The 14,696-nt window shown below is 52.4% G+C and carries 13 protein-coding genes and 2 pseudogenes; 7 read left to right on the top strand and 8 right to left on the bottom strand.

The genetic code is table 11. From position 1 onward, the window contains the following. Positions 1–176: 176 nt before the first annotated feature. A pseudogene (locus HV037_RS12270) lies at positions 177–914 on the top strand (PAS domain-containing protein); the annotation flags it as partial. Here the strand turns inward: HV037_RS12270 and HV037_RS24805 are convergent. Further along, a complete protein-coding gene (locus HV037_RS24805) occupies positions 881–1,081 on the bottom strand; it encodes a hypothetical protein (RefSeq protein WP_326926136.1) in 201 nt (66 codons plus the stop codon). The pseudogene HV037_RS12270 and the gene HV037_RS24805 overlap by 34 nt on opposite strands. Next, the gene (locus HV037_RS12265) at positions 1,063–2,043 is read right to left on the bottom strand and encodes an IS5-like element ISKpn26 family transposase (protein WP_000019445.1); all 981 of its coding nucleotides are present in this window, start codon (positions 2,041–2,043) and stop codon (positions 1,063–1,065) included. The genes HV037_RS24805 and HV037_RS12265 overlap by 19 nt, the downstream gene beginning before the upstream one ends. A gap of 68 nt (positions 2,044–2,111) precedes the next feature. On the opposite strand from HV037_RS12265, the pseudogene HV037_RS12260 reads away from it, so the two are divergent. Both HV037_RS12260 and ansP read left to right on the top strand, forming a co-directional pair. Continuing rightward, positions 2,112–2,918 (top strand): annotated as a pseudogene (locus tag HV037_RS12260) (methyl-accepting chemotaxis protein); the annotation flags it as partial. 280 nt (positions 2,919–3,198) lie between these two features. Next, positions 3,199–4,641 (top strand): L-asparagine permease, encoded by a 1,443-nt coding sequence (ansP, locus tag HV037_RS12255; RefSeq protein WP_003833088.1) that lies wholly within the window; start codon positions 3,199–3,201, stop codon positions 4,639–4,641. Positions 4,642–4,682: 41 nt separating this feature from the next. Here the strand turns inward: ansP and HV037_RS12250 are convergent, their stop codons facing one another. Both HV037_RS12250 and HV037_RS12245 read right to left on the bottom strand, forming a co-directional pair. Then, on the bottom strand, positions 4,683–4,904 hold the full coding sequence (locus HV037_RS12250; RefSeq protein ID WP_003020157.1) for a YgdI/YgdR family lipoprotein: 222 nt from the start codon (positions 4,902–4,904) through the stop codon (positions 4,683–4,685). A 136-nt stretch (positions 4,905–5,040) separates the two neighbouring features. Beyond that, entirely contained in the window at positions 5,041–6,102 is a 1,062-nt protein-coding gene (locus HV037_RS12245) for a YncE family protein (RefSeq protein ID WP_016153137.1), read from the bottom strand. A 260-nt stretch (positions 6,103–6,362) separates the two neighbouring features. On the opposite strand from HV037_RS12245, the gene pqqU reads away from it, so the two are divergent. Beyond that, positions 6,363–8,483, top strand: coding sequence for a TonB-dependent receptor PqqU (gene pqqU / locus HV037_RS12240; RefSeq protein ID WP_103283806.1), 2,121 nt, complete (start codon positions 6,363–6,365; stop codon positions 8,481–8,483). A 30-nt stretch (positions 8,484–8,513) separates the two neighbouring features. On the opposite strand, the gene HV037_RS12235 is transcribed toward pqqU, so the two are convergent. Both HV037_RS12235 and HV037_RS12230 read right to left on the bottom strand, forming a co-directional pair. Continuing rightward, positions 8,514–9,551, bottom strand: a complete 1,038-nt coding sequence (locus HV037_RS12235; protein WP_016156570.1) for an NADP-dependent oxidoreductase — start codon at positions 9,549–9,551, stop codon at positions 8,514–8,516. Positions 9,552–9,609: 58 nt separating this feature from the next. After that, entirely contained in the window at positions 9,610–10,185 is a 576-nt protein-coding gene (locus HV037_RS12230) for an XRE family transcriptional regulator (protein ID WP_046275593.1), read from the bottom strand. Between the two features lie 37 nt (positions 10,186–10,222). Between HV037_RS12230 and mddA the strand changes: the two genes are divergently transcribed. Both mddA and HV037_RS12220 read left to right on the top strand, forming a co-directional pair. Further along, a complete protein-coding gene (gene mddA, locus HV037_RS12225) occupies positions 10,223–10,741 on the top strand; it encodes an L-methionine sulfoximine/L-methionine sulfone acetyltransferase (protein ID WP_047498607.1) in 519 nt (172 codons plus the stop codon). Continuing rightward, positions 10,738–11,187, top strand: a complete 450-nt coding sequence (locus tag HV037_RS12220; protein WP_080858792.1) for a DMT family transporter — start codon at positions 10,738–10,740, stop codon at positions 11,185–11,187. The genes mddA and HV037_RS12220 overlap by 4 nt, the downstream gene beginning before the upstream one ends. 66 nt (positions 11,188–11,253) lie before the next feature. Here the strand turns inward: HV037_RS12220 and HV037_RS12215 are convergent, their stop codons facing one another. Both HV037_RS12215 and HV037_RS12210 read right to left on the bottom strand, forming a co-directional pair. Then, positions 11,254–11,487, bottom strand: coding sequence for a YdcY family protein (locus HV037_RS12215; RefSeq protein WP_016153143.1), 234 nt, complete (start codon positions 11,485–11,487; stop codon positions 11,254–11,256). A gap of 17 nt (positions 11,488–11,504) precedes the next feature. Further along, a complete protein-coding gene (locus HV037_RS12210; RefSeq protein WP_103283805.1) occupies positions 11,505–13,103 on the bottom strand; it encodes an ABC transporter substrate-binding protein in 1,599 nt (532 codons plus the stop codon). A 282-nt stretch (positions 13,104–13,385) separates the two neighbouring features. Between HV037_RS12210 and HV037_RS12205 the strand changes: the two genes are divergently transcribed. Next, a complete protein-coding gene (locus HV037_RS12205; protein ID WP_103283804.1) occupies positions 13,386–14,693 on the top strand; it encodes an SrfA family protein in 1,308 nt (435 codons plus the stop codon). Positions 14,694–14,696: the final 3 nt, after the last annotated feature.

The following is a 14,696-nucleotide window of genomic DNA, read 5'->3' as shown; positions in this document are numbered from 1 at the left end:
TGACCCTGAATGAATAATCCACAGAGATTTTTTAATTTAAATACTTCCACAAAAATGATGATTAGTAGAGAATGCAGCGTTTCTTATTAAAACGGTTTAAAACGGCTTTTTAATATTCCTCCCGATTTTATTGCGGGAATTTTTGTATGGATTATACATATCATTATGGGGCCTCTATGAAAAGTAACATGCCCGTTACACAAATTGAGCACGCACTTAACGACAAAGCGACGCTGCTTTCAACGACGGATAAAGAAAGTCATATTACCTACGCTAACTCTGCTTTTATCGATGCCAGCGGATTTAACGAAGATCAATTAATGGGCGAAGCGCATAATATTATTCGCCATCCTGACATGCCTCCCGCTGCATTCGCCGATATGTGGTACACGCTACAGCAGGGAGACAGCTGGACGGGTATGGTGAAAAACCGCCGCCAAAATGGTGACCATTACTGGGTTCGCGCCAATGTTACGCCGGTCTGGCACAATGAAAAACTCACCGGTTACATCTCAGTGCGTACCGTTCCTTCGCGTGATGAAATAACTCACAGCGAAAGTTTATACCAAAAAATGAATAGTCAGCAGTTTAAAGGCTTTCGACTTTTTAAAGGGATTATCATTCGTCGCGGCTTATTGGCATGGACCTCCATGTTTAAATGGCTGAATATCAGCCAGCGCGTCAATTATTCTTTAGGGGTGACGGCCCTGCTCGCTTTGTTATTTATCTTCGCCCCGTTTAATCCATTTATTCAGTCGGGTGGCTTGCTGGTGTTATTTCTGGCGCTGGCTATTTACCTTAAGTATCAAATTTGTCAGCCAGTTAATACGCTCCTGACGCAAATGAAGAAAGTGGTGTCCGGACGTAAACCTGATAACTGTCATTTAAATCGGGTGGATGAGATCGGAATGCTAAGGAAGGTGCGAATAAGCAGGTCATTTCTTCCCAAGCTGACTCGCTGATTAAAATTTCGCGGATCTGGGCCGATTTTTTTCCCGCAAACACATCGAATCAGCCTATTTAGGCTATTTTTTCCACCATTTCTGGCGTTATTTCCGGTTTTTACTGAGATCTCTCCCACTGACGTATCATTTGGTCCACCCGAAACAGGTTGGCCAGGGTGAATAACATCGCCAGTTGGTTATCGTTTTTCAGCAGCCCCTTGTATCTGGCTTTCACGAAGCCGAACTGCCGCTTGATGATGCGAAACGGGTGCTCCACCCTGGCACGGATGCTGGCTTTCATGTATTCGATGTTGATGGCCGTTTTGTTCTTGCGCGGATGCTGCTTCAAGGTTTTTACCTTGCCGGGACGCTCGGCGATCAGCCAGTCCACATCCACCTCGGCCAGCTCCTCGCGCTGTGGCGCTCCTTGGTAGCCGGCATCGGCTGAGACAAATTGCTCCTCTCCATGAAGCAGATTACCCAGCTGATTGAGGTCATGCTCGTTGGCCGCGGTGGTGACCAGGCTGTGGGTCAGGCCACTCTTGGCATCGACACCAATGTGGGCCTTCATGCCAAAGTGCCACTGATTGCCTTTCTTGGTCTGATGCATCTCCGGATCGCGTTGCTGCTCTTTGTTCTTGGTAGAGCTGGGTGCCTCAATGATGGTGGCATCCACCAAAGTGCCTTGGGTCATCATGACGCCTGCTTCGGCCAGCCAGCGATTGATGGTCTTGAACAATTGACGGGCCAGTTGATGCTGCTCGAGCAGGTGGCGGAAATTCATGATGGTGGTGCGATCCGGCAGGGCGCTATCCAGGGATAATCGGGCAAACAGGCGCATGGAGGCGATTTCGTACAGGGCATCTTCCATGGCACCGTCGCTCAGGTTGTACCAATGCTGCATGCAGTGAATACGCAGCATGGTCTCCAGCGGATAGGGCCGTCGGCCATTGCCCGCCTTGGGATAAAACGGCTCGATGACAGCGGTCATATTCTGCCATGGCAGAATCTGCTCCATGCGGGAGAGGAAAATCTCTTTTCGGGTCTGACGGCGCTTAGTGCTGAATTCACTATCGGCGAAGGTGAGTTGATGGCTCATGATGTCCCTCTGGGATGCGCTCCGGATGAATATGATGATCTCATATCAGGAACTTGTTCGCACCTTCCCTAATGCGACTGGTTAATCAGTCCGGGCTTAATCTGAATTCTCTGGTCGATGACGTCAGTACGCAAATTTCCGGTATTCGCGCTATCAGTCAGCGGGTGTCAAAAGAAGGTACGGCGCTGCATCAGCGTTCAGAAGAAACCTCTGCCGACCTGCAACAAACCGCTGCGGCCATTGAAGAAATTGGTAGCGCGGTACAACAAACCGCTGAGACGGCGGCACATACCATGACCATGGCCGATAAAACCAGCGCCAACGCTGCAGAAGGCGGCGATATCATGAAACAAACTATCGCCATGATGCAGGCGATATCGCGTGACAACGGGCAGATCGTTGACATCATTGGCGTGATCGACAGCATCGCCTTTCAGACCAATATTCTGGCGCTCAATGCCGCGGTTGAAGCCGCGCGAGCCGGGGAATCCGGGCGTGGCTTCGCCGTTGTTGCGGCAGAAGTCCGCAATCTGGCCCAACACTCGGCGTCTGCGGCAAAAGAGATCAAACAGCTTATTGAGAAGAACGTCGCCAATGTTAATAGCGGCGTCAAAATGGTGGAGCAAACGGAAACGCATCTCACCGGGATGATTGGGGATGTACTGCAGATGTCGATGATGATCAAAGACATTAGTCTGGCCACGCGTGAGCAAACCCAGGCTTTGGATCTGATTAACGATTCAATTTCACGCGTTGGCACCATGACACACAATAATGCCGAGATGGTGGAGCGCGTCACCGACGCCACCGCCGATCTGACCCAGCGTTCATCACGCTTACAGCAGGCCGTTCAGGTCTTTGGCGTATCGGCATAACGTTACGGCGCTTATTGGGTGAATGTCTCGATAAGCGCACTCCTCTACAGGTATAAACGCCCTTCTCTTTTATTGGCTGAATCGAGGCCACACCGCGCCAGTACCGGCTGCATAAAAATGCTGAATTCTTGTTACCGGGGCTTTGCGGAACCAATCAATTGAATGTAGGATGCTCGGCCGGCAGTTTTCCCCCGTAACACAATGAAGGGTAAGGCTGTTTTCGCCGCAGCAGGTGCGGCAAAAAGGATGTTGTATTTTTGTCAGGTCAACAGGAATCGTAATGAACACAAACAACACGCAAGCCGCGGAACAACATGCGGCGAAACGACGCTGGTTGAATGCTCACGAAGAGGGGTATCACAAAGCGATGGGCAATCGACAGGTACAAATGATCGCCATTGGCGGCGCAATTGGTACCGGGTTGTTTTTAGGGGCAGGCGCACGCCTGCAGATGGCCGGCCCGGCTTTGGCGCTGGTCTATCTGGTATGCGGTATTTTTTCGTTTTTTATACTGCGCGCGCTCGGCGAACTGGTTTTACATCGCCCTTCCAGCGGTAGCTTCGTTTCCTACGCCCGTGAATTTTTAGGTGAGAAAGCCGCCTATGTGGCTGGCTGGATGTACTTCATCAACTGGGCGATGACCGGCATTGTCGATATCACCGCGGTGGCGTTGTATATGCACTACTGGGGCGCGTTTGGCGACGTGCCGCAGTGGGTATTCGCCCTCGGCGCGCTGGCTATTGTCGGTACCATGAACATGATCGGCGTGAAGTGGTTCGCGGAGATGGAGTTTTGGTTTGCGCTGGTTAAGGTACTGGCAATTGTGATCTTCCTGGTGGTGGGTACCGTTTTTTTAGGTACCGGAAAGCCGCTGGATGGTAACGCCACGGGTTTTCACCTGATTACCGACAACGGCGGCTTCTTCCCGCATGGCCTGTTGCCTGCGCTGGTACTGGTACAGGGTGTGGTTTTCGCCTTTGCCTCTATTGAACTGGTGGGTACCGCCGCCGGTGAGTGCAAAGATCCGCAAACGATGGTGCCGAAAGCAATCAATAGCGTTATCTGGCGTATTGGTCTGTTCTATGTGGGTTCTGTCGTGCTGCTGGTTCTGCTACTGCCCTGGAACGCCTATCAGGCGGGGCAAAGCCCGTTTGTTACCTTCTTTTCCAAACTGGGCGTGCCGTACATTGGCAGTATCATGAATATTGTGGTGCTCACCGCGGCGCTTTCCAGCCTTAACTCAGGGTTGTACTGCACCGGGCGTATTTTACGCTCCATGTCGATGGGCGGTTCGGCACCGAAATTCATGGCTAAAATGAGCCGTCAACAGGTGCCATGGGCCGGGATCCTCGCCACGCTGGTCGTGTATGTCGTCGGGGTATTCCTGAACTATCTGGTGCCGTCACAGGTGTTTGAGATCGTGTTGAACTTCGCGTCACTGGGCATTATTGCGTCGTGGGGATTTATCATGGTCTGTCAGATGCGTCTGCGCCGGGCCATAAAAGAAGGTAAAACGGCAGACGTCAGCTTTAAACTGCCGGGCGCACCGTTTACCTCGTGGTTAACGCTGCTGTTCCTGCTGAGCGTACTGGTATTGATGGCGTTTGACTATCCAAACGGCACCTATACCATCGCGTCATTACCGCTGATTGCCATCCTGCTGGTCGCGGGCTGGTTCGGCGTGCGTAAACGCGTTGCAGAGATCCACCGCACCGCGCCATAACGGCAGAAGGCCTGACAGGTTAATCCTTCAGGCCTTCTTTTTTAGTTCGCTTCAATCAACTGCGCTACGTCGTTGCTGTTAATTTCCCGCGCATTTCCATCCTGATCGGTATAGCTGGTCATTCCCGTGTCTTTATCCAGTTTTGGCTTACCCTGAGTGGTGATGGTTTGTCCGCTTTTGGTCGTCATGACGTAATCGGTGGTGCATCCTGCCAATGTAAACAGCATTACGCCTGCACAAAGACAGATAAATGGCTTTTTCATGGTATTCCCGTGTTATTCAGTTAGCCGTTGAGGGCGTAGTGTAAGTCCCTGAAGTAGGTCAGGCTACTGGCGGGGTGTAACGAGGCGTATCGGGGGATTTAGAGAAGTGACAGGAGGGGTTTCCCCCTCCGGTTAATTACAGCGCAATACGAATAACATCGTCCGGCTGGGTGGCTTCCTGCTCGCGGGTGGACTTCTGTTTCACGCTCACGTACAGGGTTTTACCGTCGGCGGAGAGCGCCAGACTATTCGGGAATGTTGGGGTCTCGAACGTTTTAACGACTTTATAGCTTTTCGCGTCGATCACGCTCACTTTGCCGGCCTGACGATGGGTCACGTAGGCCTCGTTACGCGCCGGGTTAAACAGCACGGCCAGGGATTCCGGCGCGGCGACTTTTGCCAGGACGTTGCCATTACGGGTGTCGATTACCAGCACTTCCGCCGCTTTAGAGTCGGTGACAAAGGCGCGGTTGCCCGCCGTGTCCAGGCTCAGGTTGATGAAGAAATGCTCTTTTCCATCATCCAGCAGCTTTTTACGGCTGAGAATTTTGTTGGTGGTGGTATCGATGGTGATGAATTCACCGTCCGCATTGGCGGTGTACAGGCGTTTAGCCTTGCTGTCGACAGCCAGAGCGGTGCTCATTTTGCCGGTATTTTGAATGGTGTCCTTCAATTTAATAGCATCACCGTCCACCACCCAAATCACGCTCTCTTTACCAATACCGCTAATGTATACCGTGTTGGTGGCGTCATCGGCGACCAGCTCACGCGGCTGCAGTGGGCGAACGTCTTCAGAACGCTTACGCGCATCCAGCACCAGACGTCCTTTCACCGCGCCCGTTTTAGCATCCATTGCCGTCACCGCGCTGTTTACCGTGTTGCCGAACCACAGCGTTTGCGTGGCGTTGTTGATGGTGGCGCCAAACGGTTTGAGATCGTTATGAATAACCTGAGTCACTTCGAGGGTGACCGGGTCAAGACGGTAAACCACCCCGCCGGTATCCAGTTTGCGGCTCTGCGAGGTCGCCAGCCACAGCGCGTTCTCTTGCTGACTGTATGCCATTTCATAGGCGCCTTTGCCCACGGCTTTGCGCAGCAGTTCTTCTGCAGCCTGCGTAGTAAAAGATGATGCAACGAGCAGTGAACCTAACAGTAAAGAACCACGCAGACGCGGCGAAAACAGATGACGTAAAGACATGACGACTCCCTTTGATAAATTCGTTTGTTACTGCTTCACATAGCTTCAATGAGCAAAATCATGGTTTTGCCTTTTTTAAGAATGAGAATAGTAATCATTATTCATCTCAAAGTGGAGCACTTCTTCACATATTGACTACAATCGTTGTCATTGCCCGAAAAACTAGCGTAATTCAGCAGCGCTGAAATTCATCTTTTATAAAAAAATTCACGCGCTTATCGCCGGTATTACGGCGTAAGCATCATTAACTGGCCTTGTTCATGACGATTTTTGCATCCCGCTACACTGCACTTCCTGTTTCTTTACTGTCTGTCTTCCTCTCGCCTTATGCCGTGGCAGAAAGTGAGATAAACGATCAAACGCTGATCGTTAGCGCGACACCACAGTCCGTTTCTGAACTGGACACCCCTGCCGCCGTCAGCGTCGTTGACGGAGAAGATATGCGTCTGGCAACGCCGCGAATTAACCTGTCTGAATCCCTGACCAGCGTCCCTGGGCTGCAGGTGCAAAATCGGCAGAACTACGCCCAGGATCTCCAGTTGTCGATTCGCGGATTTGGTTCGCGAACCACTTATGGTATCCGCGGCATTCGTTTGTATGTCGACGGGATCCCGGCAACCATGCCGGATGGGCAGGGTCAAACATCCAATATTGATATCAGCAGCGTACAAAATATTGAGGTTTTACGCGGCCCCTTCTCTGCTCTGTATGGCAATGCGTCTGGTGGAGTGATAAATGTCAGCACTGAAACGGGACATGAGCCGCCAACCATTGAAGCCAGCAGTTATTACGGCAGTTTTGGCAGTTGGCGCTACGGGTTAAAAGCAACGGGCGCACTGGGCGATGGTACACAGCGAGGGGATGTGGATTACACCGTTTCAACAACCCGGTTTACCACCCATGGTTATCGCGATCGCAGCAGCGCACAAAAAAATCTGGCCAATGCCAAACTGGGCGTGCGCATGGACGATACGAGCAAACTAACCCTGATTTTCAATAGTGTAGAGAGTAAAGCTGACGATCCTGGTGGTCTTACCGAGTCGGAGTGGCAGGCCAATCCGCAGCAATCTCCCCGCGCTGAGCAATACAACACGCGAAAAACCATCAAGCAGACCCAGGCGGGGTTGCGCTATGAACGCCAGCTTAGCGCGAAGGATGATATCAGCATCATGACCTATGCAGGCGAGCGTGAAACCACTCAGTATCAGTCGATCCCGATGGCCCCGCAGTTAAAACCCTCTCATGCCGGAGGCGTTATTACCCTGCAACGTCATTATCAAGGGATAGACAACCGCTGGACTCACCGTGGCGAACTGGGCATACCCGTGACCTTCACCACCGGTCTGAATTACGAAAACATGAGCGAAAACCGTAAAGGCTACAACAACTTTCGCCTTGATGATGGCGTGCCAGAATATGGTCAGAAAGGCGACTTACGACGTAACGAACGTAACCTGATGTGGAATGTCGATCCCTATCTGCAAACCCAGTGGCAATTAACGCAGAAACTCTCGCTGGATGCCGGCGTTCGCTACAGTTCGGTGTGGTTTGATTCTAACGATCGCTATATTACGCCTGGTAACGGAGATGACAGCGGTGACGCCAGCTATCACCAGTGGTTACCTGCCGGATCGTTAAAATACGCCATCACCGATGCCTGGAACGTCTACCTGGCCGCAGGACGCGGGTTCGAAACGCCCACCATCAACGAGTTGTCTTACCGCTCCGACGGCCAAAGTGGGATGAATTTTGACCTACAGCCTTCCACAAACGATACCGTGGAAATCGGCAGTAAAACGCGTATCGGCGATGGGTTGTTTACCGCAGCGCTATTCCAGACCGATACCGATGACGAGATCGTGGTTGACAGCAGTAGCGGCGGGCGGACAACCTACAAAAACGCTGGAAAAACCCGCCGTCAGGGAGGTGAGTTTTCCTGGGACCAACGCTTTGCCGCAAGCTGGCGCGTAAAAGCTGCATGGACCTGGCTGGATGCGACCTACCGCAGCAACGTCTGTGGCGATCAAAACTGCAACGGCAACCGCCTGCCTGGCATTGCGCAAAACATGGGATTTGCTTCGCTGGGCTACGTGCCTGATGAAGGTTGGTATGCGGGAACTGATGTTCGTTATATGAGCAACATTATGGCCAATGATGAAAATACGGCGCAAGCCCCGTCCTATACCGTAGTGGGTTTAAATACCGGCTATAAATTTTATTACCGCAGTCTGATGATCGACCTGTTCGGTCGGGTGGATAATCTGTTTGATAAGTCCTACGTCGGTTCGGTGATAGTGAATGAGGCAAATGGTCGATATTACGAACCGGCGCCAGGACGAAACTATGGCGTAGGGATTAATCTGGCCTGGCGTTTTGAGTAACACTGGCGGGAATGACTCCCGCCATCCGTTTTACGCATCGTCTGCAAGACGAATCACCACTTTACCGAAGTTTTTGCCGGTCAGCAGGCCGATAAAGGTCTGCGGCGCATTTTCCAGACCGTCGGTGATTTGCTCGCGGTAATGGATTTTGCCCTCTTTAACCCAGCGCCCCATCTCCCGCTGAAACTCCTGAATGCGGTGACCATAATCCTGACCAATGATAAAGCCCTGCATCCGAATTCGCTTTTTCAGCAGCGTTGCCATCAGCAAAGGTAATCTATCGGGTCCGCCTGGAAGCGATGTGGCGTTGTAACCGCTGACCAGTCCGCACAGCGGAATGCGCGCAGAGGTATTGAGCAATGGCAGAACGGCGTCAAATACCTTACCGCCAACGTTTTCGTAGTAAATATCGATCCCCTGCGGACAGGCTTTTGCCAGCTGTTGCGCAAAATCTTGTGCATGGTGATCGAGGCAGACATCAAAGCCCAAGACCTCGGTGGCATGTCGGCATTTCTCTGCCCCGCCTGCAACCCCGATCACCCGGCAGCCTTTGAGCTTACCAATCTGCCCTACCGTTGCGCCAACCGGGCCGGTGGCGGCGGCCACAACCAGCGTTTCCCCCGCTTTTGGCTGACCAATATCCAGCAGCCCCATATAAGCAGTAAATCCTGGCATCCCCATCACTCCCAGCGCCCAGGAGGGATGTTCAGGATTATCGCCAAGCTTCACCAGCCCGTTACCGTCGGAGATGTCATAGTCCTGCCAGCCGCTGTAGCTCAGCACCCACTCGCCTGGCTGGTAATCAGGATGGTTGGATGACACCACGCGACTCACGGTCCCGCCAACCATCACGCCGCCAATCTCTACCGGCGGGGAGTAAGACGGCTCATCGCTCATGCGTCCACGCATGTAGGGATCGAGGGAAAGAAAAATGGTGCGCAGCAAAACCTGGCCTTCACCCGGCGTTGCCACCTCATCGTCTTCAAGACGGAAGTTTTCCGGGACCGGCGCGCCATGCGGGCGGGAAGCCAGTACCCAGCGGCGATTGCGATTAGTCTGTTGACCCATGATGTGCTCCTCTGCTTTTGGCATGATTCCATCAATAGTAGCAGCCTGTGTCCGCCAGTTAGCTGACGACATGATTTAACCGCACAACCAGGTAAACGCAGGGGTGTGCGGTTTCATTGATAAACCGACAATCATTCGGCGGGCCAAGCTCCAGGCAATCGCCAGCCCGCATTTCATGACGCACGTCCCCTTCCACAAAGACCAATTCCCCCTGCTGTAGCCAGATAAGTTGTCTTGCCTGCACATAGGAAGAGGCTGGCATCGGGATATCGCTTCCGGCAGGCAATTCTATCTGCACCAGATCAATAGGCAGATCGCTGCGCGGTGAAACGTGGCGGCGCAGATAGTGGCTTTGAGGGTCGTGCCAGACAGGCTGATCAGCGAAGCGCAGCAGCTTGCCCTCCTGCATTTCGGCCCGCGCCATCAGCATAGACATGCTGATACCAAAGGCACCGGAGAGCCTGCCCAGCAGCGTGGCCGTTGGGCTGCTCTCACCGCGCTCTATTTTATGGATCATCGCCCGCGACACGCCTGCGCGTTCAGCGAGTTCCGTCAGAGACCAGCCGCGAGACTCCCGCTCAATGCGAATTCTTGCACCGATCCGTTGATTTATGCTGTCTTCAATAGTATTCATATTGTAATACTATAGTGAACAATCCCTGAGGTTCAACATGTCCATTCGATTTGCCAGCAAAGAAGATTGTGCCGCCATTGCAGAAATCTACAACCACGCGGTACTGCATACGGCGGCTATCTGGAACGATCAAACGGTCGATGCCGAAAACCGTATCTCATGGTATCAAGCCCGCCAGTTGATGGGCTATCCGGTGCTGGTGAGTGAAGAGAATGGCGTGATTACAGGGTACGCCTCCTTTGGCGACTGGCGTAACTTTGATGGATTCCGTCATACCGTTGAACATTCGGTATATGTCCATCCTGCTCATCAGGGTAAAGGCCTGGGACGATCGCTGCTCAGCAGGTTAATAGAAGAAGCCCGCGCGTGCGGCAAGCATGTGATGGTTGCGGGCATTGAGTCTCAGAATCAGGCGTCGCTGCATCTGCACAGCACGCTGGGTTTTAAAACCACCGCGCAAATGCCACAGGTTGGCACGAAATTTGGGCGCTGGCTGGATCTGACTTTTATGCAGTTGCAGTTAGACGATCGCCGCGAACCGGATGCCAGCAGATGAACCAGACGCTAACCCTCTCCTTTCTGATTGCTGCAGGTATTGGTCTGGTGGTGCAAAATACCTTGATGGTACGCATCACGCAGACGTCCTCGACGATCCTCATCGCCATGTTACTTAACTCGCTGGTCGGGATCGTGCTGTTTGTCAGCATACTGTGGTTTAAGCAAGGTATGGCGGGGTTTGGGGAACTGGTTTCCAACGTGCGCTGGTGGACGCTAATCCCTGGCTTGCTGGGATCGTTCTTTGTTTTTGCCAGCATCAGTGGATACCAAAATGTGGGTGCAGCAACCACTATCGCGGTGCTGGTGGCCAGCCAGTTAATCGGCGGACTGGTGCTGGATATTCTGCGCAGTCATGGCGTGCCGCTGCGGGCGTTGGTGGGGCCGGTCTGCGGCGCGGTGCTGCTGGTTGTTGGGGCCTGGCTGGTGGCGAGACGTTCGTTTTAATTGCGCTTATCCGGCCTGAACATGCAGGCCGGATAAGGTGTTACTTCGCCATCTGGCAACAACGAATTAAAGGATTGTGCCGCCTTTGGTCAACTGTTCGCGACGGGTTTCCATATCCTCTTTATGCTGACGGCCATGATGTGCGATAGCCGTACGCAAACGCTGTTGCTGGGTGTAACGTTCTTCCCGGCTCAGCACGACATCATCGCTGAGTTCAATCAGCAATTCATTCATATGCGTAATGACGCTCTCTTCAATGGCGGCATCAACACGTGCGCTGACCTCATCCAGATGCGACATAACCTCTCCTTAACTCATTAATTTAATTTTGCTTTTGAAAAATCGCTGCCCATCAGGCTAACGCTGTATCCGCTGACGTTGCTGCGCGTCGCGTAAAACGTTTTCCCGTTTGCCAACGCAATCCACGGAGCCTGCTGGTAGAAAATCTCTTGCGACTGCTGGTAAAGCGCGGCGCGTTCTTCCGGTTTACTCACCAGTTTCGCCTTTTGAACCAGCGAATTATACTCTTTATCGCACCAGCGCGCGGCGTTAGATCCGGTTTTAATGCTGTCACAACCCAGCAGTACATCGGCGAAGTTATCCGGATCGCCGTTGTCTGACATCCAACCGAACAACGCGGTGTCATGCTCACCTTTACGCATTCCGGAGAGATATTCGCCCCACTCGTACGACACAATTTTCGCCTTCACGCCAACCTTCGCCCAGTCGCTTTGGATCATCTCGGCAATCCGTCGGGAGTTCGGGTTGTATGGGCGCTGAACCGGCATTGACCACAGCGTCGCTTCAAAGCCGTTTTCAAGTCCCGCCTGTTTCAGCAGATCTTTCGCTTTTTGCGGGTCGTAAGCGTAATCCTGCAGATCTTTATTGAACCCCAACATATTCGGCGGAATTGGCGATTTTGCCACCGTACCGGAACCTAAAAAGACGGCGTTAAAAATGGCCTTTTTGTCTGTCGCGTAGTTAAGCGCCTGACGCACCAGCACGTTATCAAACGGTTTTTTCTCGGTATTAAACGCCAGATACCCGACGTTCAGCGCTTCAACCGAATGCAGCGTCAAATCTTTATTCTTCTTAATCTCGTCAAACTGTACGGGCGCAGGCGCCGGAATTATCTGGCATTCATTGGTTTGCAGTTTCGCCAATCGGGTCTGAACGTTTGGCGTGATTGAGAAGATCAGGTGCTTCGTGGGGACGGCGCCGTCCCAGTAGTTGGGGTTGGCGAGATAGCGGATTTGCGAATCCTGCTTGTACTGCTGCAACACGTATGGCCCGGTGCCAATTGGCCAGTTATCGACGTTTTCCGGAGTGCCTTTTTTCAGCATCACGTCGGCATATTCCGCAGAGAGGATGGAGGCAAAATCCATTCCCCAGTCGGCAAGAAACGCGGCGTTAGGTTCATTAAGGATAAACTGAACATGATAATCATCGACCTTCTTCACTTCTTTAATCAGTTTATCCAGACCGACATCGTTGAAGTATTCGTAGCTTCCCTGAGAAATTTTGTGGTACGGATGATCGGCATCTTTCTGTCGTAATACCGAGAAAACCACGTCATCAGCGTTGAAGTCACGGGTTGGTTTGAAGAATTTATTACTGTTGAATTTCACGCCCTGACGCAGGGTAAAAGTGTAGGTCTTACCGTCCGGCGAAATCGTCCAGTCCGTTGCCAGAGACGGAACTGGGGTATTTTTTACCGGATCAAAGTTGATGAGTCGGTTGTAGAGCACCTGTGAGCTGGCCACAAACGATGGACCGGAACTGGCGATTTGCGGGTTAAATGACTCTGGCGACGCTTCTGAGCAGTAAATGAGAGTGTCAGTATTGGCCGCGAACGCCGCGCCTGATGGTAAGACGGCGCTGAGCGCCAGCGCGAGTAACGTTTTCCTTGCAATCATGGTTATAAGCCTTCTTATTTTATTATTAACCGGGATATCAGAGCATAGCTGACAAAAACTGACCAATAACAAATCACTATCAGGTTATTCTAATCCGGTGTATTTCGCTGAATAATTCATCACCCTAAGCGAATTAATTTCCCTTAAGTCTTTTTCAAAACGTCAAGATTTTTCCCGGCACTCTATGCCATGAAAATTCGCCCCTTTTTGCCTCTCTTCCACCGTTTGCTCGTTTTTATAAAACGTAAAGTAGATACGTGAAGAAGTCTAAGGGGTAACAACGTGGCAAAAACTCTCTTGCGCAGCGGCAATTTGGATGACTATCAGGCCGTGGGCGGCGGTGGTCAGGCCGTGTTTGATTCAGCATTGCAAATTCGTGAAACGCTTCGCCTGCGTAAACAGCAGGCGATGGTGGATTGTCTGGCGATCCCACAAATTAACGACAACGGCGATCGCGTTGACTGGTATTCGCCGATTGAAGGGAAAGCCGTTGCATGGAAAGCCGCTGATGAAGAGGCCCGTTTTCGTGCGCTGCGCTATCTGGGAAGCACGCTGGAAAATGCGGCGGCGCTGAGCCGTAAAAGTCTGCAATCGGGTAAAACCTCCCTGCAACTGTTTGGCTCACTGCTGGAAAAAGCCATCCAGTTTCCTGGTGAGAATCACGTATTTCTGGTTGAAGGTAAACCCGTTATTACGTTCTGGGGTTTCGTCAATCTGAATGAAAATCCTCGCGACGATGTGCTCGATTGCCTGCGCATTGCCGATATTCCTCCGGTCGTCACCGTAGCGGAGCCTGAGCCGGAAGAAGAAATCACTGCCCAAATCACCTTCGCCGAGGCCGAGGCGCCTTTGTTGACTCCAGTCGTTGAGCTACCTAAACCGGCTGAACCTGAACCACAACCCCCGGTCGTTGTTAACGAACCGGAAGTCTCGCCGCCGCTCGCACAGAAGAAACCCGCACGCCGCCTGCCGCTGTGGAGCCTGCCCGTTGCCGCGGTGATCATTGCAGCCATGGTTGGGCCGCTGCTGTGGAAGCAACAGCCCACCCCGCCCGTACCCGCTGTTCCCCCTGCAGACGTCGCTAAGTCAGATATAGCACCGCTGCCAGAACTGACATCTGCACTGCCGCTGCATCGGGCTGAAGTGGTTCCGGTCGCCAAAAAAGAAAAACCTGTCGAGGGACCGGTCGTGATCGCCGCGATTCCAAAAGATGCGCTGGTGATGGATGCCAACCAGATGAAGGCAGGAACGACGCGTTTTCTCAACGGTAACTGGCGCGTAATGGTTGATGTTAAAGATCCGGTTAGCGGTAAAGCGCCGTCGCTGCGCTATCAGATCCAGGCCAATAAAGGCACGGCGCGCGTGGTTCATGGCGACAATATTGTTTGTCGTGCCGAGATTTTCTCCGGTTTGCATCAGTCAGGTGAATTAATGATTAAGAGTCGCGGGAATGCCCGTTGTACGGATGGGTCACGTTATCCGATGCCGGAAATTACCTGCAAAGCGGGAACCAATGACGTCGCCGCCTGTACCGCACGTTATGACGATCACGCGGAAATCCCTCTGACGATCAAAAAGATAGGTGCCTGATTT

It is taken from the genome of Citrobacter sp. RHBSTW-00017, from assembly GCF_013797615.1.
In the GTDB taxonomy this organism is placed as follows: domain Bacteria; phylum Pseudomonadota; class Gammaproteobacteria; order Enterobacterales; family Enterobacteriaceae; genus Citrobacter; species Citrobacter braakii.
This window is presented reverse-complemented; position numbering and strand designations above follow the sequence as displayed.